Annotated in this window: 19 protein-coding genes; 16 read left to right on the forward strand and 3 right to left on the reverse strand. The window is 48.9% G+C overall.

Going from position 1 to position 22,373, the window contains the following annotated elements; genetic code table 11:
* The first annotated feature begins 27 nt into the window (after positions 1–27).
* The 16 genes from ADM98_RS05075 to ADM98_RS05145 all read left to right on the forward strand — a co-directional run bounded on the left by ADM98_RS05075 (position 28) and on the right by ADM98_RS05145 (position 19,186).
* Positions 28–2,694, forward strand: a complete 2,667-nt coding sequence (locus tag ADM98_RS05075) for an MMPL family transporter (RefSeq protein WP_053452529.1) — start codon at positions 28–30, stop codon at positions 2,692–2,694.
* A gap of 84 nt (positions 2,695–2,778) precedes the next feature.
* Positions 2,779–3,627: an MBL fold metallo-hydrolase gene (locus tag ADM98_RS05080; RefSeq protein ID WP_053452530.1), complete on the forward strand. Its 849-nt coding sequence runs from the start codon at positions 2,779–2,781 to the stop codon at positions 3,625–3,627.
* Between the two features lie 77 nt (positions 3,628–3,704).
* Entirely contained in the window at positions 3,705–3,833 is a 129-nt protein-coding gene (locus tag ADM98_RS17645; RefSeq protein ID WP_268760705.1) for a hypothetical protein, read from the forward strand.
* 107 nt (positions 3,834–3,940) lie between these two features.
* Positions 3,941–4,645, forward strand: coding sequence for a hypothetical protein (locus ADM98_RS05085; RefSeq protein ID WP_053452531.1), 705 nt, complete (start codon positions 3,941–3,943; stop codon positions 4,643–4,645).
* Between the two features lie 110 nt (positions 4,646–4,755).
* Positions 4,756–5,916: an ROK family transcriptional regulator gene (locus ADM98_RS05090; RefSeq protein WP_053452532.1), complete on the forward strand. Its 1,161-nt coding sequence runs from the start codon at positions 4,756–4,758 to the stop codon at positions 5,914–5,916.
* Between the two features lie 221 nt (positions 5,917–6,137).
* Positions 6,138–6,620, forward strand: coding sequence for a hypothetical protein (locus ADM98_RS05095; protein ID WP_053452533.1), 483 nt, complete (start codon positions 6,138–6,140; stop codon positions 6,618–6,620).
* 30 nt (positions 6,621–6,650) lie between these two features.
* Entirely contained in the window at positions 6,651–7,961 is a 1,311-nt protein-coding gene (locus ADM98_RS05100; RefSeq protein WP_053452534.1) for an ABC transporter substrate-binding protein, read from the forward strand.
* A 72-nt stretch (positions 7,962–8,033) separates the two neighbouring features.
* On the forward strand, positions 8,034–8,996 hold the full coding sequence (locus ADM98_RS05105; protein ID WP_053452535.1) for a carbohydrate ABC transporter permease: 963 nt from the start codon (positions 8,034–8,036) through the stop codon (positions 8,994–8,996).
* A gap of 13 nt (positions 8,997–9,009) precedes the next feature.
* A complete protein-coding gene (locus tag ADM98_RS05110) occupies positions 9,010–9,795 on the forward strand; it encodes a carbohydrate ABC transporter permease (protein WP_035411101.1) in 786 nt (261 codons plus the stop codon).
* 25 nt (positions 9,796–9,820) lie between these two features.
* A complete protein-coding gene (locus ADM98_RS05115) occupies positions 9,821–11,815 on the forward strand; it encodes a beta-galactosidase (RefSeq protein ID WP_053452536.1) in 1,995 nt (664 codons plus the stop codon).
* A gap of 14 nt (positions 11,816–11,829) precedes the next feature.
* Positions 11,830–13,953 (forward strand): alpha-galactosidase, encoded by a 2,124-nt coding sequence (locus ADM98_RS05120; protein ID WP_053452537.1) that lies wholly within the window; start codon positions 11,830–11,832, stop codon positions 13,951–13,953.
* Positions 13,950–15,122 (forward strand): galactokinase, encoded by a 1,173-nt coding sequence (locus ADM98_RS05125; RefSeq protein WP_053452538.1) that lies wholly within the window; start codon positions 13,950–13,952, stop codon positions 15,120–15,122. Before ADM98_RS05120 ends, ADM98_RS05125 begins: the two co-directional genes overlap by 4 nt.
* A complete protein-coding gene (gene galE / locus ADM98_RS05130; RefSeq protein ID WP_053452539.1) occupies positions 15,123–16,121 on the forward strand; it encodes a UDP-glucose 4-epimerase GalE in 999 nt (332 codons plus the stop codon).
* Between the two features lie 29 nt (positions 16,122–16,150).
* Positions 16,151–17,647 carry a UDP-glucose--hexose-1-phosphate uridylyltransferase gene (locus ADM98_RS05135; RefSeq protein ID WP_053452540.1) on the forward strand — a complete coding sequence of 499 codons (1,497 nt, stop codon included), beginning with the start codon at positions 16,151–16,153 and terminating at the stop codon, positions 17,645–17,647.
* Positions 17,644–18,648: an aldose epimerase family protein gene (locus ADM98_RS05140; RefSeq protein ID WP_053452541.1), complete on the forward strand. Its 1,005-nt coding sequence runs from the start codon at positions 17,644–17,646 to the stop codon at positions 18,646–18,648. The genes ADM98_RS05135 and ADM98_RS05140 overlap by 4 nt, the downstream gene beginning before the upstream one ends.
* Positions 18,649–18,775: 127 nt before the next feature.
* Positions 18,776–19,186 (forward strand): VOC family protein, encoded by a 411-nt coding sequence (locus ADM98_RS05145; protein ID WP_053452542.1) that lies wholly within the window; start codon positions 18,776–18,778, stop codon positions 19,184–19,186.
* Here the strand turns inward: ADM98_RS05145 and ADM98_RS05150 are convergent.
* The 3 genes from ADM98_RS05150 to ADM98_RS05160 form a co-directional block, all read right to left on the reverse strand.
* A complete protein-coding gene (locus ADM98_RS05150; RefSeq protein WP_053452543.1) occupies positions 19,160–19,660 on the reverse strand; it encodes a methylated-DNA--[protein]-cysteine S-methyltransferase in 501 nt (166 codons plus the stop codon). The genes ADM98_RS05145 and ADM98_RS05150 overlap by 27 nt on opposite strands.
* Before the next feature lie 87 nt (positions 19,661–19,747).
* Complete coding sequence (locus ADM98_RS05155) at positions 19,748–21,145, reverse strand: dihydrolipoyl dehydrogenase family protein (protein ID WP_053452544.1); 1,398 nt, start codon at positions 21,143–21,145, stop codon at positions 19,748–19,750.
* A gap of 1 nt (position 21,146) precedes the next feature.
* Positions 21,147–22,364 (reverse strand): dihydrolipoamide acetyltransferase family protein, encoded by a 1,218-nt coding sequence (locus tag ADM98_RS05160; RefSeq protein WP_053452545.1) that lies wholly within the window; start codon positions 22,362–22,364, stop codon positions 21,147–21,149.
* Positions 22,365–22,373 lie beyond the last annotated feature (9 nt).

Raw genomic sequence — 22,373 nt, forward strand, 5'->3', positions numbered from 1 at the left:
CAGATAAAAGGAAGAGGAGAATCAGACATGCGACAAATCGTTAAATGGCGGTGGGCAATTCTTGCGCTATTACTCATCGTCACAGTAGGACTACTATTCACGGCGCCAAACTTAGCTAAACAAGCAGAGGAAGCAGGGGCGATTCAGCTTGCGAATGATGCGGATTCGCAGCGAGCAGCTGATATTTTAGAAAAAGCGGGAGCAAGTGAAGAAACAATTTCTCTTGTCATTCCGCTCAAAGACAAAGTAAGTGATGCCGATCGAAAATCAATCGGTCAAATCGTTAAGGATTTAGAAGCACTGGATCGTCCAGTCACCGATGTCCTTGATCCGTTTGAAAACAAAGAGACGGAAGGACAGCTCGTCTCAAAAGATCAAAAGACGGTCCTTGTGCCGATCACGGTTGACGGTTCGCAAGAAGAGATCGTCAAACTAGCAAAACAAATTCGGACAGATCTCTTACCGAAGGATCAAACGATTTATTTAACAGGTGAAGCGTTAATTAATGACGACGTCAATACGAGCTCGCAAGAGGGGCTGAAGCGGACGGAATTGATTACGGTTGGGCTGATTTTCGGACTTCTGTTACTTGTATTCCGTTCAGTCGTTACACCGTTCGTTCCACTTGTGGCGGTTGGTTTTACGTACCTGATCAGTCAATCACTCGTCGCCTTTTTCGTCGATTGGTTCGGCTTCCCGGTATCGAACTATACGCAAATTTTCCTCGTCGCCATTCTGTTCGGGATTGGTACGGACTATTGTATCTTGCTACTGAGCCGATACAAGGAAGAGTTGACGGCAGGACACGATGTTGAGACAGCAATCGTCAACACGTATAAAACAGCAGGACGGACTCTACTAATCAGTGGACTCGCTGTTCTTGTCGGTTTCTCGGCAATCGGCTTCGCAGATTTCCCAATCTTTAAGTCATCGGTCGCGGTTGCGGTCGGGATTGCCGTACTTTTACTCGTCTTGTTCACACTCGTTCCATTCTTTATGGCTACGCTCAAAGAAAAGCTATTTTGGCCGTCGAAGAAAGCAGCGAGTCACCAAGATAGCAAACTTTGGGCGCACTATGGCGGATTATCGATCCGTCGTCCGTTGCTTGCGATGATCATCGTTGCAGTTGTTACGGTACCGACACTCTTTACGTATGATGATGATCTATCATTCAATACAGTTGACGAGATTGGTGCGAAATATGAGACAGTCAAAGGACTCAATGCAATCTCTGATGGTTTTGGTGCAGGTGAGTCGTTACCGGTCAATGTCATCCTTAAGAGTGACAAAGATTTGATTACGGAAAAAACAGTTCCTTATGCAGAACAATTAAGCCGTGAACTCGTGAAGGTTGATGGCGTCAAATCGGTTCGTTCGATTTCCCGTCCGACTGGCGAAGTCATCAATGACTTTTATGTCGATCGTCAACTAAAACAAGTTGCTGATGGGATGAAAGAAGCAACAGCGGGTCTGACAGACGTTCAGTCTGGTTTGACGACCGTTGAAGATAATCTCAATGGGATCACAGGACAGTTGCCGGCAGGAGATGCTGCCTCGGCAGGCGCTAGCCAATTGCAACAAGCAGCGGACGGACTAGGGCAAATCAACCAACAGTTGACGCTCGTCGGTCAAGGGTTACAGTCGACCCAAAACATCCCACAAACAGTCGGGACGTTAAATGCCTTATCTGGTCAATTGAGCCAAGTCCAAGCTGGCATCAGTCAAGCAGCGAGCGGAATTGCGTCTCAAGGAGCACAAGCTGGTCAACTTGGAAATGGGTTGACACAACTTGCGGATGGTGTCGGTCAAGCGAATGAAGGACTGACAAAAATTGAAAGTGGTCTTGAAGAGATTTCAGATCTTCTGACCGAAATGGGACAAGCGACATCGATTCGTGGAACCGGTGTGTTCGTTCCAAAAGATACGCTGTCAGATAAAGCCTTTAAGCCAGCGATTGATCGTTACGCCATCGATCAACAGACAGGATTGAAATTCGAAGTGATCCTCGAAGATGATCCGTATTCACCGGAAGCGATTCAAACCGTCGCAGCAATCAAAGAGACGACAGCGAATACGATTAAAGGTACACCGTTTGCAGACAGTACAGTCGCGTATGGTGGTATCTCAAGTGTCAACAGTGACTTGAATGATACGTCGAAAGCCGATTTCAAACGAACGGTGACCGTCATGTTAATCAGTCTCTTCGTGATTTTAGCGATTATGTTCCGTTCGTTGATCATGCCATTGTTCATGATCGGTTCGTTATTGCTGACGTACTACACGTCGATGTCGATTGCTGAGTTGATCTTCGTCAATGGACTCGGATATGACGGAATTAGTTGGGCTGTTCCGTTCTTCGGATTCGTCATGTTGATCGCCCTTGGTATCGACTACTCGATCTTCTTACTCGACCGATTCCGGGAAGAGACAATTAACGGACTTGATACGAAGGAAGCGATGTTCCTGTCGATGAAAAAGATGGGATCTGTCATCATTACGGCAGCGATCATTCTTGCAGGAACGTTTGGAGCGATGATGCCATCCGGTGTCTTGAGTCTCGTTCAAATCGCAACAATCGTTATTACAGGTTTACTCTTGTATGGATTGATTGTCTTACCACTCTTGATTCCAGCGATCACGGTATCGTTTGGTAAAGGAGTCTGGTGGCCGTTTCGACCAAACACTAAAAAATAAGAACTAACACAACCGGGTTCGTCTTCTAGATGGACTCGGTTTTTTCGTGGCGTATACTAAGAGCAGATAATAAGGAGGTAGATTATGCAACATTTCAAACAACTGACTTCACGAATTTGGTATCAGACGCCGGTTAGCGAGACGGACCGCCCGATCCTCGCCGTCGTACGCGGGGAGAATCATCAATTGATGATTGATGCAGGGAACTCGTTAGCCCATGCCACGCTATTTTTAGAAGAAATGAAGAAGCGGGATCTCGGGACACCTGACTTATTGGCCCTGACCCACTGGCACTGGGATCATATTTTTGGGATGAAACATCTCGGTCTTCCAGCGATGGCAACACAACAAACGATTAAGCGCATGAAAGAAATGCAACCATACGCCTGGACGGATGAAGCGTTACAAGACCGGATGGATCAAGGGATTGAGATTCCATTTTGTGCGGACGCGATCAAACTTGAGTTTGGGACAACGCGCGACATCGAAGTCATCTTACCGACGATTGGTTTTACAGGACAACTGGAGATCGATTTAGGTGGAGTACACTGTCATTTGATTGAAGTCGAAAATGATCATTCTCCAGGAAGTCTACTCGTCTATATTCCGGAAGAACGCGTCGTGTTCCTAGGCGACGCGATGTATGCCGATATCTTCTCACCGAAGTGGAATTATACGGTAGAACGGACGACGCGTTTACTCGCAACACTCGATCGTTTAGAAGTCGATCATTATGTTTGGTCGCATGGAGAAGCGATGCCGAAGTCAGAATTTGAAGAAGAGGTCCAGATGTTACGTCGAGCAATTCGGGTGACAGAAGCGACCGGAGGAAAACTAAAGGACATGCGGACATTGTATGCGGAAGAAACGGGACGTTCCTTAACAGAAGATGAAACCGAAACATTGATCTATTTTGCAAATGGAATGAAATGACAGGTTGTAACAAGGAATAGAGTACGAAATGTCGAAAAAGACTAGTACTACGAGCTTATTAAAGGGAGTGGTACTATATGACAAAGCAAAGATTTGAACGCGATGATACGGTCGATCGCGTCTTTTTTGGGAAAGCTGGCATTTTTTCGTTTTTAATCATCGTCGGAGGCATCCTGTATCTACTATATGATCTTTATCTACAATGACCGGAACGCGTGCGTTCCGGTTTTTTGAATTCAGGGGAGTGCATAGGGACCAGATATTGGGTAATAACTTGCGTGAGGCTGTTAAAGAAAGTGAAAGGAGAGTTCGAATGAAACGAATTCAAATTGCGGATTTTGATCGACGTATGCCATCGATTGAATTGGTCGAGAAGGATGATCATTATGAAGCAATGCTTGTTCCAAGCTATGATCATACGTATCCTTCGACACAAATCCGGACAATCCGTTTAGCGGATATATCCGTCAATCTGATTGTGACCCCGCAAGAAACACTGCTCGTTTCTGCACTTTTCCATAAACCGGTTCAAGTGACGGATATCGTTTCCTGGATGCAACTGTACACGATTAGTTTTGCTCAGTCGGATGAGACTGGTTACTTCGTTGAACAAGCAGACGAAATTTTAGAAGTCGTCTTGTATCAGAAACATCCGATTGTCATCGCGACACGTGGTCAGGATCGATTGTATTACGATACGACGGGGGCAATCGAAGTCCGGCGAGCGATGAATGAAGCAGTCGGAGAGCGTCCATTACTGTATTTGAATGGAGAGGCTTGGTATGGTGTTCCACGTTTAACGTTTAATCGGACGAAGGATGAATTACACGTCAACGGTACATTTCTTTATGCGGATTACATGGACACGTATCACGGAAAAATCGGCTTTTTCCGCAATCATGATCCGTCTTTACCGATCGTATTACTCGTTGGACAGGCAATCGTCGAAATCGAACTGACAGAAAATCCGGATGGTTCACGTGTCTTGATTTTGGAACAACCGTATGACGAATCATGAAAGTGCACAAAAACCGTTCAGCAGATGAACGGTTTTTGTGTGAGACCGTGAAATCCCTTACAAAATATGCGAAGATAGTATAGAGACAGACCAAAGGGGTTGAGGGGGACATGGCGAAAGAAACACCGCGTAATTCTAAATGGATGCGTTCATATAATCGAGCACTCGTCTTGCGATTGATTCGGATGCATCAACCGATTTCGCGGGTCGAGTTAGCACAACGGACGAACTTGACGAAGCCGACCGTATCAAATATCGTCAGTGAATTGATTGCAGAACAACTCGTGACGGAACGAGAGCTTGGGGTATCGAACGGGGGACGAAAACCCATCATGCTCGAACTCGTCGCAACAGAACAATATGTCATTGGAATTGACGCAACAAGTCATCAGTTCATTGGTGTCGTTGCGGACCTGAGTGGAAACACGATTTATGAGTCTGAAGCCGTGGGACGCTTTGAGACGAATGAAGAATTGATTGAAGCGATTGGTCTCTTATGCGAGACGTTGATTGCACAGACACAAGGGCGCGGAACGATTCACGGAATTGGCATTTCCGTCCACGGGATGGTCAATCCGGAAACGGGTGTCATCTTGTTTGCACCACGTTTCCATCTGCATGACGTTGAGCTGAAGGTACATCTCGAAGCACGTTTTGATTATCCGGTCTTCATCGAAAACGATGTTCGGGCACTCGCATCATTTGAGTTATTGTTCGGAGAGGGTGTCGGAGTCGAACAGTTTTTCTACCTTTATGCGGGAGAAGGTATCGGGGGAGCCTATGTGCTTGATGGACAACTGGTCGATGGACAACATCATATTACGGGGGAAGTTGGACATATGCGGCTAGATCTTGATGGTCCGATTTGTTCGTGTGGAAATCGGGGATGTCTCGAGGCATTAGCCGGAGAGAAATCTTTATTACGAGATTATGCTGTCGTTGATCCTCAAGTCGTGACGCTTGCCGATTTGCGCAAGCGATTGAACGAACGTCATGAACAGGCCGTTCGTGCGTATGAACGAGCTGGGGAATACATCGGAATCGGTGTTTTAAACACGATTCATCTCCTCAATCCGCGGCGAATATTGCTTGGAGGACCGATGTTCGAACTCGCACCAAATATCGTCGACCAAATCAAGGAACGTGTCGAACATACAGCATTAACCGCTGCTTCACGTGAAACCGATGTCAAGATGGTTCCGTGGAGTGAAAAACAAGGAGCACTCAGTGCAGCAGCCCTCGCGACGAACAGTTTATTTCAAACGATTTAATGAGCCGATTCTATGTCTTGCGAACCAGCAGGAGATAGAATCGGTTTTGTTATTCAAAAATAATTTAATGAAACCGTTTACAAAATAAAAAGTGATGTGCTATAGTCGATGTAAAGTTAGATAATAAATTTAATTTACTAAGTTCATGGTCTACTAAGTGGAGGTGGATGCAGGTTAGCAGGGGCTAATCAAGCTGAAGCAGGAAAGGGAGGCATCGCGCAATGGAACCACACGATCCATGGGTTTCGTACCGTGAAGCTTTCGGGCGTTACGGAGCAATCCGCGGTTTTTATTTTCATCGATCGACGCAACAGATGACAGAACAGGGTCCAGGCGATGTCCCGACAGACGAGCAGGATATCGTGCTCGTCCGACCACGACGTGACGGTGTTTTTCAATTCCGGATGTCATCGGTACAAGGGGTCCTGACGATCCGTTCATCCGAATTACACATCCGAAAAAATGAGAGCGGATACATCGAATTACGCGCACTCATGCAACACATGCGATCTGCCGGTTGTTTGACGCTCGGTGGAGAGTTGTATCTCTTCGTCCGACCGGACGTCGATACGCTGGCGTACCGTCTTCGATTAATCGCCCGCGTGTTGATTCAGCTACAGGGAATGCCGATTCAGACGAAGGTGATTGAAGAATGGTGCCAAAAAGCACAAATCGAAGGGGAACATGCTAGACGATACGCTTGACTACTTACACATAAAAAGGGGAGCTCTTACATGAAATTCAAAAAAACGAAACTCGTTGCTGCAGCATCAGTCCTGACATTATCCGCATTCCTTGCTGCTTGTGGTGGCGAAGATGAACAACAAACGAAAACGAAAGATGGTAAGACAATCGTCACATGGTGGGGCTGGGCGCCGCAACCTGAAGCGGGGAAAGCAGTCGTTGATGCGTTCAACGAATCGCAAGACAAATACGTCGTTCAATTCAAACGCTACAGCGAAGACTATGAGAAACAATTACAAGTCGCGATGTTGTCAGGTAAGGGTCCAGACATCATCGGTCTAAAAGAACCGATGATCCAACAGTACAAGGATCGCGTCGTACCAGTTGATTCGTACATGGATAAAGCAGCCGGAAAAGGCTGGAAAGATAAGTTCGTCGAGCTCGGAATCGAACAGACGACACTTGATGGCAAACAATACGCTGTTCCAATCGGTTTCACAGGTCAAGCGTACTTGATGTATAACAAGACGATGCTCGATAAATACGGCGTGACACCACCGAAGAACTACAAAGAAACAGTTAGCGCAGTCAAGAAGATCAAAGACTCAGGCGACAAAGTCATCCCACTCATGCTCGGAGCAAAAGATGCATGGATCGATATCGACGTCTATAACGTCCTCAGTCACCAAGTAGCACCAGGATACATCCAAAAAGTTCTTTCGGGTGAAGCAAAGTGGACGGATGACGAGATGGTCAAAACAGCGCAAATCTGGCAAGACCTCTTCAAAGATAAAGTCTTCCAAGAAGGTGCTCTTGGTCTTGCGACATACAATGACGGGATGAACCAATTCTTCGATAAAAAAGCAGCGATGTGGGTCATTGGTTCATGGGAAGCGCACTCGATGACAACAAAAGAGAAAAAAGAAAAATGGAAAATCGACGATGAGCTTGGATTCGTTCCACTCCCGAACTTAGCAGGTGGAACAGAGCAGCCAGTCATCGCATCAATCGATATGGCACTTGGTGTCAACAAAGAGTCGAAACAACAAGAGGGTGCAGCTGAGTTCATCGCCTTCATGAGTCAAGGAAAAGGTCAAGAAGTCTACATGGGTGAGTTCGAGATGGCACCTGGGATCAAGGACGTCAAAATCGATTCAGACGCTGCCTTCACATCTGAAGGTGAAAAAGAATCGTACAAGATGTTGAACGACACATTAGCAAAAGCGGTTGCTAGCCGTGGTATCCGGGATACGAAATTGAACGATATTCTCGGTAAGGAACTTCAAAACATCGCAACAGGACAAGATCCGAAAGAATCACTACAACGCGTTCAAGACGCAGCGGATCAATCAGCGAAATAAGACTCGACAGTGAAGTGGTACGCCTGCGTACCACTTCCTAATTTTTGAACTTGAGGAAAGTGGGGAATCCATATGCAGACAGAGCGACAGGAATTGCCGATTAAACCAAAAGCAGAACCGCTCCAGCCGGTAGCGACACGCACGCCTGCGCCAAAGAAGAAAAAGAACATGAAGCGGAACCTAGTCGGATGGGCGTTCGTTGCTCCGATCGTCTTGTTCGTCGTCAGCTTCATCTATTATGGGATCTTCTATAACGCCTATAACTCGTTCTTCTCGTGGGACGGGATCTCGTTTGACAAAGCGTTCGTCGGACTCGACAACTATGCTGAGATGTTCCAAGATCCGGACTTCTATCTCTCGCTGAAGAATACGTTCATCTTCACGATTTTGACAGTCACGATCCAAGCCGGTATCGGTCTTGTCTTGGCGTACTTCCTGCATACACCAGGACCAATGCGGACGGCAATGAAGTCAGTCTTCTTCTTCCCGGTCGTCTTGAGCCCTGTCGTACTCGGTGCGGCATTCTCACAAATTTATGATTTCCAGTTTGGTTACATCAATGAGTTCCTCCGTGCGATTGGTCTCGGTAGTCTCGAGCAGAACTGGCTCGGTGATCCGGATATCGCGCTTTATTCCGTCATTGCGATCAACATCTTCCAGTGGACGGGTTCTTCGATGGTCATGTACTACATGGCAATGCTGACGATTGAGAAAGAAATCTTCGAAGCAGCAAAAATCGATGGAGCTGGATTCTTCCGGACATTGTGGAGCATCGTCTTCCCGAACTTGAAAGGAACGACATTCACTCTGTCGATTCTCGGAGTTATCGGTGGTCTGAAGACATTCGATTTAGTCTGGATCACGACAGCTGGTGGACCAGGATCGTCGACTGAGTTCATTTCGACATACCTGTTCCGAAAATCGATGTTGCAACAGGAAGTTGGTTTCTCGAGTGCTGTTGCCATCATCCTACTCACGATCGCCTTGCTGATCACGTACTTCCAATTGCGTGTACAAAAGAAAATGGATAACTAAGGAGGAACGACCCATGGATGTAGAATCTAAAAAAAGCCGCTGGATGATTAACCTCGTATTGGCGCTTGCGTCAATCGTCTGGTTATTCCCGATTTTCGTCATGTTCAAAGAGAGTCTCCGAGTCAATGGATTCGACAACTATATCGCCACATTGCAAAACCCGAACTTCCCGACATTCGTCTTCAACAGTTTCTTCGTCGCCTTCTTCATGATCATCATCTCGATCACGATTTTGGCGTTCGCAGCGTTTGCCTTCTCGAAGCTTGAGTTTGCTGGAAAACGTCTCTTGTTCAACATGGTCCTTGCTGGACTCATGTTACCTGTTGCATCGATGATCGTTCCTTTATTCTTCACGCTTCGTTCGTTTGACGGACTGAACAACCACTGGGGACTGATTGGAGCGGAAGTCGCGTTCTTTTTACCATTCGGTCTGATGCTTATCAAAGGATACTTTGATGAATTACCGAACGAACTGATGGAAGCAGCATATATCGATGGAGCGACGATTCTTGAAGTCTTCTTCAAAGTCATGCTACCACTCGCAAAACCAGCACTTGCAACAGCTTTAATCTATGCGTTCCTCAACTCATGGAACGAGTACTTGATGGTTCTTACGTTCATGACGGATCCTGCCTATCAGACAGTCACGATGGCACCAAGTTTCTTCAAGGATGCGCTCGGTGGGGACCCAGGGAAAATCTACGCTTCACTTGTTTTGATCAGTTTACCAACGATGATCTTCTATATCTTCTTCCAACGTTTCTTCCAAAAAGGAATGACGGCGGGTGCAGTAAAATAATTGTTTTTGCGTAAGGGGGAGCACAATGTATTTAGGAGTCGACTATTATCCAGAACAAACACCACGAGCACTATGGGAGGAAGACTTCCGATTGATGAAAGAGCTCGGTGTGAATGTCGTTCGTCTCGCCGAATTCGCTTGGTCGATGATGGAGCCTGAAGAAGGTGTCTATGATTTTAGCTTTTGGGATGATGTCATCGAACGCTTGAGTGCCGAAGGATTCGATATCGTACTTGGCACGCCAACCGCAACACCACCGGCTTGGTTATGTACGAAGTATCCGGAGATTCTACCGGTCGATGAGAACGGTGTGACGATCAGCTTCGGCGCCCGTCGCCATTATACGGTCCACAGTGAAACGTATCAGCGTCTATCCGTCAAAATCACGGAAGAGATGGCGAAACGGTACGGTCAACATCCTCGTGTCATTGGGTGGCAAACGGATAATGAATATGGGCATGAGAAATCGGACCGGTCTTATGGTGATGTCGATCGCGCTGCTTTTCAGCGCTGGTTAGAGAACCGCTACGGGACGCTCGATGCCTTGAACGAAGCGTGGGGAACGGTCTTCTGGAGTCAGACATACACGGCGTGGGAACAGATCCCAGTGCCGCGTAAAGTCTACCAGGAACATAATCCATCCTTGCTCGTCGACTTCGATCGCTTTTGTGCTGACGGTTATACGTACTACAACAAATTACAAGTTGATGTCTTACGTCGCTATATTCCAGAGGACGTCTTCATCACGCATAACTTGGTCTACAGTGACATGGCTGTCAATCAACAGCAAATGGCGCAAGATCTGGATTATGTCGCATTCGATAACTACCCTGTCTGGGGTGGACTACCGGAGCCGAACCGGTTCGAGAAGATGGCAAGCGATCACGATCTTTGCCGCTCTTCGAAGCAAGGAAAAGGTTTCTGGGTAATGGAGCAATTGAGTGGCGCACAAGGCTGGAGTAAAATCGGTTACTTGCCACGACCAGGGCATATTCGACTTTGGACGTATCAAGCAGTCGCTCGGGGAGCAGAAGCAATCGTCTACTTCCGGTTCCGCGCTGCTCATTTCGGAACAGAGGAATTCTGTCACGGGATCATCGATCATGATGGAAAACCGAAGCGGAAATTCGAAGAAGTCAAACAGATTATGACGGAACTGAATACGTATGGCGATGAAATCAACGCCAGTCGTTATGAAGCGAAGGTCGGTGTCTATTTCGATCAAGAAAACGTGTGGGCTTGGACGCATCAGCCGCATAGTGATGCGTTTGATTTCCGAACGGAGTTCGTTCGTTTCTATGGTGGTGCGGTTCGTCAACAAGTCGCAACGGACATCGTCTTCCCTGGTGACGACTTATCGCATTATAAACTAATCATCGTCCCACTCTATTTCTTGACGAACCCAACGTTCGATGACGCCTTGATTGCGTACATGGAACAAGGTGGTCACGTCATCTTCACGTACCGGACAGGTGTCAAGGATGCACGGAACCATGTCGTGCCGACGACGTTACCGGGTAAATTCGCACCGTATGCGGGAATCGAGATCGACGAATACGAGTCACTTCAATCCGTTCAGCAACATAAGGTGGCAGGCATCGGCGAGATGGCAGGACAATCGTCAACAGCCCGCCTCTGGTGTGACTTGATCACACCAACGACAGCAGAGACGCTCGCTGTCTATGAAGATACGTTCTACGAGGGTGTAGCGGCTGTGACGCGCAATGCGTATAAAGGAACAATTACCTACATCGGCTCATCGATTGATGATGCGATGATTGATACGATTTACCGTCAAGCGTTCACGGAGGCTGGCATCGAGATGATTGATGCTCCGGATCAAGTTGAAATCGTGCGTCGTCACGGTGAAAACCGCGATTTCCTCTTCTTGATGAACCATGACACGAAAGAAGCACGTGACGTCACTTTAGACGGAACATACAAAGCGTTAACAAAGGACGAGACATATCGTGGAACGGTCCAGCTCGCACCACTCGAGACACTGATTCTGACGACGTAAGGAGGAAGAGAACCATGGCAATCTTTGAAGTAGCAGGACGTCGTTTCGTCATCGAAGGGAAACGGGTCGCTCACGTCGTCACGATCGGTACGAACGGCAAGTTGATCCACACGTATTTCGGTGCCAAGCTACCATATCGAGATGATTATGAAGCGTTACCGAGTCCGGTCGTCGCGCACAGTTCGTTTGAATCACCAGACGGCGTCGCGACGTACGATTTCGTACCGTTCGGTGAGATGTTGTATACGGAGCCGACATTGAAGTCGGAACGAGAGGATGGGCAACGGATTCATCAGTTCCAGTTTGAACGCGCTGAACAGACGGAAACTGAATTGACGCTCTGGCTCTTTGATCCATTACAGGACTTGCGCGTCGGTGTTCGATATGAAGTATTCGCCGATTACGATATCATTGGTCGTTCGATTGTCGTTGAAAACGCGGGACGATTACCTGTTCGTTTGACAGCAGCCCAGTCGTTTGCGATGGGACGATGGCATCAACCGAATTTAAAGCTGCATCATTTCGCAGGTATGTGGACAGGTGAGTTTAAGAAACAAATTACACCGGTGACACCAGGACGCCAAACAATCGAAAGCCGACGTGGGGTGACGAGTCACCAAGCGAATCCCTGGTTCGCACTCGAACAAGATGCAACAGAGGATAGCGGCGAAGTCGTTTACGGACATTTTGCTTACTCCGGTAACTGGGCGATTCACGTCGAACAGGATGCGTTCGGTTTCGTTCAACTGTCAGGTGGTATGAATCCGTTTGACTTCAGTTGGAAACTATCGTATCAACAACAGTTGACGACGCCAACGTTCTACATTGGCTATGCGGATGGGTTTGCGGATATGAGCGCTCATGCGCATGCGTTCCAGCGTGACGTCATCATGCCGCGTTCGACCGATCGTCCTGTGCTCTATAACTCATGGGAAGCGACGTATTTCGATGTGACGGAATCTGGTCAACGTGAACTTGTCGATCTTGCGGCAGGAATTGGTTGTGAACTGTTCGTCGTCGATGACGGCTGGTTTGGTGAACGGCATTCCGATCAAGCGGGACTTGGCGACTGGCACGTCAATCGGGATAAGTTTCCGAACGGTCTAGAGCCTTTGATCTCGTATGTAAAACAACAAGGCTTACAATTCGGACTATGGGTCGAACCAGAGATGGTCAACCCGGATTCTGATTTATATCGGGCGCATCCAGACTGGATTTACCATGCACGCGATGCAGTCCGGACGACGTCAAGGAATCAATATGTCTTAAATCTTGGATTACCAGAAGTCGAGCAGTTCATTCTCGAGATGATGGACGATTTACTGACGCGTCACGCGATCGATTACATCAAATGGGACATGAACCGTGCTTTCTCTGAACCGGGTGTGCCAAAAGACCAGACGGATCGCCAACAAGAATTATGGAAACGCCACGTCGATGCGTTATACCGGATCTTTGATGAATTACGTCGCTTGCACCCGACCGTCGACTTTGAAGCATGTGCCGGTGGTGGTGGACGGATCGATCTCGGGATCCTCTCACGGACGGAACAAGTCTGGACGAGTGATAATACCGATCCAATCGATCGCTTGCAAATCCAGCATGACTTCTCTTACGCCTACAATGCGAAGATGATGAGCTGCTGGGTGACGGACGGACCGAACTGGTTGAATGGACGCAACGTGCCGCTTGCGACACGCTTCGTCTCCTCGATGCAAGGAACACTCGGCATCGGCGGTAACTTAAGTGAGTGGTCAACGGATGAACTCGCGGAAGCAAAGGGCTGGATCGAGACATATCAAGTGATTCGTCCGACGGTTCAACGCGGTATCCAGTACCGCCTATCTACTTTTACACAACAGACGCCAAGCGTCATGCAATATACATCGGAAGAAGAAACGGTGTTGCTCGCGATCGCGCCACTTCGGCAGTACGGGGCACATCAGTATCACTTCACATTAAAAGGACTCGACCCGGCAATGCGCTACCAAGTCGAGGACCGGACGTTAAGCGGCGCTTACTTGATGCAACAAGGCTTGACGTTCTCATACACGACGGACTATGAAGCCCGCTGCTTGCGGATTCAACCTGTCCATCGTGCGCTCTCACTACTTGAACCAAAGGAGACGATCGTATGACAGACCAGACGTTAGAAGCACAATTTGAACAGCGGTTTGGCTCACCGTCGACGCATCGCTTCTTTGCACCAGGACGAATCAATTTAATTGGCGAGCATACGGATTACAATGGCGGTCACGTCTTTCCGTGCGCGTTGACGTTCGGGACACATGCGATTGCTCGAAAGCGTGACGATCAACGATTCCGCTTCTACTCACTGAATTTTGAGCAGGACGGCATCATCGAAGTGGAACTCGACGAACTCGCATATGACGCGACACATGGTTGGGCGAACTATGCGAAGGGGATGATTTCAGTCTTACAAGAAGCGGGTTACCGGATTGATACAGGATGTGACATCCTGATCCAAGGTGACATTCCGAACGGTGCCGGTCTTTCGTCATCAGCTTCGCTTGAACTCGTCATCGGTGTTTTGCTTGATCGATTGTACGCATTAGAAATTCCACGACTTGATCTCGTTCGTTTCGGGCAACAAGTCGAAAATCGCTATATCGGCGTCAACAGTGGCATCATGGATCAATTTGCGATCGGTATGGGAAAAGCGGGTGCCGGTCTACTGCTCGATTGTGAGACGCTCGATTATACGTATGCCCCACTCGATTTGACAGGGTATACGATCATCATCATGAATACGAATAAACGCCGTGAACTGGCGGATTCAAAATACAATGAACGTCGAGCAGAGTGTGAAGCAGCACTCGCCTATCTCAACGGAGTCACGCCACGAGAAGCGCTCGGACAGTGGACGACAGCTGAATTTGCAAAAGTCGCGTGGGAAGACGAAACTTTGATGCGTCGCGCACGACATGCGATTTCAGAAAATGAACGGACACTTCAGGCGCTTGCGGCACTAGAAGCGGGAGAATTGACGTCGTTCGGTCAGTTGATGAACGCATCGCACGTCTCGTTACGGGAAGACTATGAAGTGACGGGGCTTGAACTCGATACACTCGTCGAAGCCGCTTGGGAGCAATCCGGCGTGCTCGGCGCACGGATGACAGGTGCTGGTTTTGGTGGCTGTGCAATTGCAATCGTTGAAGACGAGGCAGTCGACGCGTTCAAACAAGCTGTCGGCGAACACTATGAAGCACGGATCGGATACCCGGCGACGTTCTATACGGCGACGGTCGGTGACGGGGCACGTGAAATCGAACGGGAGGTCATCTAAATGGCAACATTAGTCGTAGGTGGAGCCGGTTATATCGGCTCCCATGCCGTCTATCAATTAATTGATGCCGGAAAGGATGTCGTCGTCATCGATCATCTGCAATCCGGTCATCGTGAAGCGGTTCATCCGCATGCACGTCTATATGAAGGGGACATTCGCGATCGTGCTTTTCTCGATCGCGTCTTTACGGAAGAAACGATTGAACAAGTCGTTCATTTCGCAGCCTTCTCACTCGTTGGAGAGTCGATGGCAGAACCATTACGCTACTTTGACAACAACGTCTATGGTACACAAGTGTTGCTCGAAGCGATGATTGCCCATGACATCAAACAGATCGTCTTCTCTTCGACGGCAGCAACGTACGGTGAACAGGAACAGATGCCGATTCTTGAAACAGCGAAAACACGTCCAACGAATGCGTACGGCGAGACGAAGTTGATGATGGAGAAGATGATGCAATGGTGTGAACAAGCGTATGGCTTACGTTACGTCGCGTTACGTTACTTCAATGTCGCTGGTGCACGCGCAACTGGTGAAATTGGAGAAGACCACACACCGGAAACCCATTTGATTCCACTCGTCCTTGAAGTCGCTAACCGACAACGGGCAGAAATTTCGATCTACGGTGATGATTATCCAACACCAGATGGTACCTGCATCCGCGACTACATCCATGTCGAGGACTTGATTGATGCCCACGTACGGGCACTCGATTACTTGGCGGATGGAAACGATAGCACAGTCTTTAATCTTGGTTCGAGCCAAGGGTTCTCTGTTCGGGAAATCATCGAAGCTGCACGTCGCGTGACGGGACATCCGATTCCGGAACGCATCGTCGAACGTCGTGCAGGAGATCCGAGTACCTTGATTGCCGGATCTACAAAAGCAAAAGAAATCCTCGGCTGGACACCACAACGGACAGATATCGAAACGATCATCCGTGATGCTTGGAACTGGCATGCACACAACCCAGAAGGATACCGGACGAGCGTTCGTTAAAGAGAGAAAGAATGAGGAGAGTGACGGCGATGAATGAACTCATCCAACAGTTAGTAGCACGAGCAATCCATGAGCGATTGATTGAACCGGAAGATGCGATCTATGCCCGAAATCGGATTCTAGCGCGAGTCGGTCAAGTCGCTTTTGAAGAACAGGCAGACGTCGTGTCACGTCCGATTCCAGATATTTTGGACGACATGATCGAAGTGTTGATCACAAGCGAACAGTTACCAGCGCGTCTTGAGGATAAAGAACAGTTTGCTGCAGACGTGATGGATATCTTCGTCGCGCGTCCCTCTGATGTGACGGCGACGTTCCGCCGTCTGTATGCTGAATCACCGGTAGCGGCGACGGATTATTTTTATCAACTGAGCCAAGCGAGCAATTACATCCAAACGAAACGGATCGCTAAGAATAAACGGTATCAAGCAGAGACAGCTTACGGGACGATCGATGTCACGATCAACTTATCAAAGCCAGAAAAAGACCCACGTGAAATTGCGGCAGCTCGGACGGAGACACCAACGGCGTCGAACTATCCGACGTGTCTGTTGTGTGTCGAAAACGTCGGCTACGCGGGTCGTGCGAATCATCCAGCACGTGCGAATCACCGGATTGTTCCGCTCACACTGACGGAAGAATCGTGGGCATTGCAGTATTCACCATACGTCTACTACAACGAACATAGCATCATCTTGTCACAGGAACATCGTGACATGGTCATCAATCGGGATGCGTTTGCACGCCTGCTCGCCTTTGTTGAGCAGTTCCCACATTACTTTGCTGGCTCGAACGCGGATCTACCGATCGTCGGAGGATCCATCCTGACCCATGATCACTATCAAGGCGGACGCTATACGTTTGCGATGGACCGGGCGAAAACGTTAACATCCTTTACGTTTCCGGATCAGCCGACGGTTACCGGTGAAACCTTACAGTGGCCACTGAGTGTGTTACGCCTGAAAAGTACAGATCCATCGGCATTACTCGATGCGGCGACGACTGTCTATGAGACGTGGTTGACGTATACGGATGAGAGTCAGGATATTCGTTCGCATACCGGTGAGACACGACACAATACGGTAACACCGATTGCCCGTCAGCGCGATGGACAATTCGAGCTTGATCTTGTCTTACGGAACAACCGAACGTCAGTAGAACATCCGGATGGTATTTTCCATACGCATGCGGATATTCACCATATCAAACGAGAAAATATCGGTTTGATTGAGGTGATGGGACTGGCAGTCTTACCGGCGCGTTTGCTACAAGAGTTGCAACAAGTTGAACAGTTCATCACGGGCGAAGTCGATGAAGTGGCAGTAGCACATGCCGAGTGGGCACAGGAACTGAAACAAACGTATGACGGTCAAGATGTCACGACATACGTCGAGCAAGCAGTTGCTGCGAAATTCGTGCGCGGACTCGAAGACTGTGGTGTCTTTAAACAGACGGAAGAAGGTCAGGCGGCGTTCGGACGATTCGTTCAACTCGTGACGCGCCAACCGGTGGAGGAACAACGATGACACAACTACTTGAAAAAGAGTTGATCCGACATACGTTACGCCAGGAAGGCATCGAAGTGACACTTTGGAACTACGGTGGCATCATCCAAGATATCCGGACGACTGATCGAGATGGTCATTTAGAAAGTGTCGTCCTCGGTCTTGAAACGGTGAAAGACTATCAACAACATTCACCGTATTTCGGAGCAATCGTCGGACGTGTCGCTGGTCGAATCGGACAGGCACGTTTTGAAGTAGCGGGAGAAGTTTATCCGCTCGTCGCAAACGACGGTGCGAATCATCTGCATGGTGGAATTCATGGATTTGATCAAGCGTGGTTTGAGGTCGTTGAAGCGACGGATACATTGTTCCACTTGCGCTTGGATAGTCCGGATGGAGCAGAAGGGTACCCTGGAACGGTCACGCTTGATGTGTATTATCGACTAGAGGGAACGACGTTGATGCTTGAGATGACGGCTGTGACGAATCAGACGACACCACTCAACCTGACGAATCATACGTATTTCAACCTATCGGGAAATGCAAAGCGAGACGTGTTAGATCATATCTTGACGTTACCAAGTGATCGCTACTTACCGGTCCAGTCAGACGGCTTACCGACGGGTGAACAACGGGATGTCTCCGGAACCCCGTTCGATTTCCGGAGCGGTCAGTCGATTCGTGACGGGGTTATGCTTGAGTATCCCGAGACGATTGCTGTCGGAAACGGCTACGATCATCCATTCATTTTACGAGAGGATACACTACGACTGGTAGACCCTGTGTCTGGTCGCTTTGTCGACGTCACGACGAATCAGCCGGCAGTCGTAGTTTATACTGGAACGCAACTTCTGACTGATTATACGATTCATGGTGTTCCTGCTCGACCGTCGCTTGGCTTGTGTCTTGAAACGCAAGTTCATCCGAATGCGGTCCATGAACCGGATTTCCCATCGATCCTATTGTCACCAGGTGAGACGTATCACTGGAAAACAGCTTATCGCTTTGGTGTAGTATCTTGATTGATTCGAAGAAAAGCCCCGCTACCGTGCCCGATTAGACATGGAAGTGGGGCTTTTGTGTATGGAAAAGGGTTTCGAATGAAAAGCGCGAAAGGATTATGAGATCATTCACAAAGGAGGAATTTCCATGTTGTATGCAGCGACCCCGTGTCTCGTATTTTCGGGACAAGCGAAGCGGGCAATCACTTATTATGAGAACGTGTTTGAGATGACACGTCGTCGTATCATACTCGATGAAGCAGGAGATACCGTTTACCACGCACATTTATCGAATGGGGCGTTTGAATTAATGCTGTGGGACGAAAGTGACGCGTCAAACGACACTTCTTCGCTCCATCTGTTACTGACCTGTACCTCATATGAAGAAGTAGAGCAGTTGTATCAACGATTAGCGACAGACGGTCAAATCGTCATCCCGCTTGCTGTAGCAGACTTTGGGGGCTGGTATGCGCAAGTCCGCGATCCGTTCGGAATTCTTTTTGCCCTGTCTTTCAGTGAAGAAGGGCGAGAGTCAGAGACGTTGCTCGAGCGCGAGTAGCGTCCGCTTCATGTTCAGTCCACCATGATAGCCGAGGAGATCTCCTTTTTTACCAATGATCCGGTGACACGGAATCGCGAGCAGTAAGCGATTTTTTTCGATCGCTGTACCGATTGCACGTGTCGCATTTGGGCGAAAGAGACGTTCTGCGATGTCAGAGTAGGTTGCAGTTTGACCATATGGAACCGCACGTAATGCGTGCCAGACTTCGAGCTGAAATGGGGTACCGACAGGCGCAAGCGGAAAGGTGAGTGTCGTCGACTGCTGATTCAGATAAGCCAGTAGCTGTTCCGTATACGGAGCGAGGGTGGTGTCTGAGGCGAGCCGCTCTGCACGAGGAAAGTGTTTATGCGACCAGTCGTCAAATAACTCCTCCGGTTCATCCCAAGCACCGACATAACAGAGGCCATCCGCTGTAGCGGCGACCGGAAACGTATGGGTGTTCCAGTGTAAGTGAGTGAAGTACAGTTCCATGACATGTTGTCCTTTCTACACGAGCTGAAATGATGGATGAGAAGAATAAGAACAAGAAAGGGGTGCTTCTACTGAGCACCCCTTTGATTATGCGCGCGAACCAACTTGTTGCCGTGGTGGGAGGTGAATCGATTGACCGAATAAGGCTTCTATCGATTCTGTCAACGCTTCGCTTCGACTGGGGTGTGCCATGACAGGGAAGAGAAGATCTTCTCGTTTCGCTGTCAGTTCTAGTGCTTGGGTGAATTGTCCAACGAGACGATGGGCATCGTCACCGATCATATGAATGCCAAGGACCAGTGACGTTTGTTCGTCAGCAATGACCTTGACGAAACCACTGCCGCCTTCGATCGTCGTCGCTCCATTTGCGTTCAGCGGGAACTGTCCGATTTGAACTGTATGCCCGGCTTCACGGGCTTCCTGTTCTGTCATCCCGACCGAAGCAATCGGTGGAAACGTCCGTAGAACGGTCGGATAATATGGTGTCGTCGAATCGACGTCTTGACCGGACAGGTGAGCTGCGGTCCGCTTCGCTTCATGAATCGCACGAGTGGCAAACTGTGGACCTGGGGTCACATCACCAATCGCGTAAATATGCGGTTGATTTGTTTGTCCGTAGGCATCGACTGGAATCGTTCCATCTTCTGCAAGCGTCACGCCGATCCGTTCGAGACCGAGCGTCAAACTGTTCGGGATCCGGGAAAGGGATTGGAACAGATAGGTGCCCTGATAGGTGACTTCTTCACCGTTTTTCATGACCGTGACGGTCGCGTCCACTGAAGCGTCAATCTGTGTTACGACATCCGATACGAGACGGATTTTTTGTTTTTTGAATGTCCGCTTCAGTTCCTTTTCAAGGCTTGGTTCGAGCGACAATTGATCGGCAAACAACGTCACCTTTGTACCGAGAGCATGGAAACAGGCTGCGGCTTCAAGTGCTAATGTGTCGGAGCCAATGATCAATAAGCTCTCGGGTAACTGATCGAGTTGATAAAGCTGTTCGGCATTCAGTCGGCACGATTCCTCGTGCTGGATGCTGTGACTACCGGTCGCGATGATGACATCTTGGAATCGGTACGTGTCGAACTGATGTCCCGACTCAACACCGATCCGGTCTTCTGACAGGAAGGAAGCTGCACCAGAAATATGCTCAATCTGGTTTGCCTGACAGAGGGCGACGACACCTTGACGTAATTGCTGCACGACCCGATTGCGGTAAGCATTCATTTTGCTGAAATCATGGACAGTAGGGACGGTGAATCCGAGATCTTCGAGATGGGGCAAGCGGAGCATCTCTTCTGCTGCATGCGCATAGACCTTTGACGGGATACAGCCTCGGTTCAAACACAGTCCACCAAGTTCAGCTTGTTCAATTAGTGTCACCTTACGACCGCCTTGTGCAGCACGGATTGCTGCCGTGTAACCTGCGGGACCCCCACCGATAATCAGGAGATCCCGTTCTTGTGTAAGTTCGCCAACAACCATGTTAGATCAACTCCAAAAGTAGGGTAGTCGGATGTTCGATCAGTGAAACGAATCGATTCGTAAAGGCAACGGCCGTTGCCCCGTCTGCGACGCGATGATCGAACGACATCGACAAATTCATCATTGAGCGGACGACGATTTGATCGTCTTCATCGACACAGGCTCGTTTTTTCGTCTTGTGGAAGGCAATTAATGCTGTTTCCGGATAGTTGATGATTGGCGTGGCCCCCGTACTGCCGAGTGGACCCACATTACTCATTGTAAAGGTGCTCGGTTTTAAGTCTGCTGCGCGTAAGGCACCGTTTTGAGCACGTTGCTGCAGCGCGATCAGTTGATCATGCAGTTCGGTCAGTGAGAGCTGATCGGCATGACGGATGACAGGAACCATCAGTCCGTCCGGTGTCTCGGTTGCCATTCCGAAGTGGAAATCCTGCTCTAATCGAATACATTCATTCGCTTCATCGAGTTTGGCATGGAAGACGGGATAGTCTTTTAAGGCAACGATCAAGGCTTTGATGAAGAAAGCATTGATGTTGATGTTTCGTCCAGCGGCTTTCCATTCGGCACGCAGGGCAAGCAAGCGCGTCATATCAACTTCCTCGAAGTGGGTGACGTGCGGAATCGTGTACAGCGACTGGGTCATCTTTTTCGCAATCTGCTTACGGATACCACGGAACGGAATCGTTTCCGGTGGCATTTGTTGTTGCGTGACTTCCTCGACGATCGTTGAAATTGTCTCCTGTGGAGTAGCTGCAGCATTGACGAAGCGAAGGACATCGTCCTCTGAAACCCGACCTGATGGATCTGAAGCAGTCACAGCTTCGATATCAATTCCGTGGTCACGAGCGAGTTTTCGTGTATACGGTGTCGCTAGGACACGTTTTGATGGAGATGCTTGAACATGTGGGGCGGCGACAGTGACAGGCGCTGGTTCAGGTACGCGCGACACTTCAGGTGTTACCGCAACTGGAATGTCAGAAGCGTTGCTTGCTTCGATATGCAACAACGTCGTACCGACTTGCACCGTCTGACCGACCGGAATGATGATTTCCTTGACGATTCCGGAGACAGGAGCTGGTAGTTCAGCGACCATCTTATCGGTCGCAACCTCAACGACCGGTTGATCGGTCGTGACGTGGTCTCCGACCTGAACGAGATAATGCGCGATTTCACCTTCCGTCATACCTTCCCCGACATCATGTAACTTGACTTCGATCATGGGACTCAG

This window comes from Exiguobacterium sp. BMC-KP, assembly GCF_001275385.1.
Lineage (GTDB): Bacteria > Bacillota > Bacilli > Exiguobacteriales > Exiguobacteriaceae > Exiguobacterium_A.

Bases quoted from the DNA above. Each gene is read 5' to 3' on its own strand.
- ADM98_RS05075 (WP_053452529.1), top strand. From the start codon at position 28: ATGCGACAAATCGTTAAATGGCGGTGGGCAATTCTTGCGCTATTACTC.
- ADM98_RS05080 (WP_053452530.1), top strand. From the start codon at position 2,779: ATGCAACATTTCAAACAACTGACTTCACGAATTTGGTATCAGACGCCG.
- ADM98_RS17645 (WP_268760705.1), top strand. From the start codon at position 3,705: ATGACAAAGCAAAGATTTGAACGCGATGATACGGTCGATCGCGTCTTT.
- ADM98_RS05085 (WP_053452531.1), top strand. From the start codon at position 3,941: ATGAAACGAATTCAAATTGCGGATTTTGATCGACGTATGCCATCGATT.
- ADM98_RS05090 (WP_053452532.1), top strand. From the start codon at position 4,756: ATGGCGAAAGAAACACCGCGTAATTCTAAATGGATGCGTTCATATAAT.
- ADM98_RS05095 (WP_053452533.1), top strand. From the start codon at position 6,138: ATGGAACCACACGATCCATGGGTTTCGTACCGTGAAGCTTTCGGGCGT.
- ADM98_RS05100 (WP_053452534.1), top strand. From the start codon at position 6,651: ATGAAATTCAAAAAAACGAAACTCGTTGCTGCAGCATCAGTCCTGACA.
- ADM98_RS05105 (WP_053452535.1), top strand. From the start codon at position 8,034: ATGCAGACAGAGCGACAGGAATTGCCGATTAAACCAAAAGCAGAACCG.
- ADM98_RS05110 (WP_035411101.1), top strand. From the start codon at position 9,010: ATGGATGTAGAATCTAAAAAAAGCCGCTGGATGATTAACCTCGTATTG.
- ADM98_RS05115 (WP_053452536.1), top strand. From the start codon at position 9,821: ATGTATTTAGGAGTCGACTATTATCCAGAACAAACACCACGAGCACTA.
- ADM98_RS05120 (WP_053452537.1), top strand. From the start codon at position 11,830: ATGGCAATCTTTGAAGTAGCAGGACGTCGTTTCGTCATCGAAGGGAAA.
- ADM98_RS05125 (WP_053452538.1), top strand. From the start codon at position 13,950: ATGACAGACCAGACGTTAGAAGCACAATTTGAACAGCGGTTTGGCTCA.
- galE (WP_053452539.1), top strand. From the start codon at position 15,123: ATGGCAACATTAGTCGTAGGTGGAGCCGGTTATATCGGCTCCCATGCC.
- ADM98_RS05135 (WP_053452540.1), top strand. From the start codon at position 16,151: ATGAATGAACTCATCCAACAGTTAGTAGCACGAGCAATCCATGAGCGA.
- ADM98_RS05140 (WP_053452541.1), top strand. From the start codon at position 17,644: ATGACACAACTACTTGAAAAAGAGTTGATCCGACATACGTTACGCCAG.
- ADM98_RS05145 (WP_053452542.1), top strand. From the start codon at position 18,776: ATGTTGTATGCAGCGACCCCGTGTCTCGTATTTTCGGGACAAGCGAAG.
- ADM98_RS05150 (WP_053452543.1), bottom strand. From the start codon at position 19,660: ATGGAACTGTACTTCACTCACTTACACTGGAACACCCATACGTTTCCG.
- ADM98_RS05155 (WP_053452544.1), bottom strand. From the start codon at position 21,145: ATGGTTGTTGGCGAACTTACACAAGAACGGGATCTCCTGATTATCGGT.
- ADM98_RS05160 (WP_053452545.1), bottom strand. From the start codon at position 22,364: ATGATCGAAGTCAAGTTACATGATGTCGGGGAAGGTATGACGGAAGGT.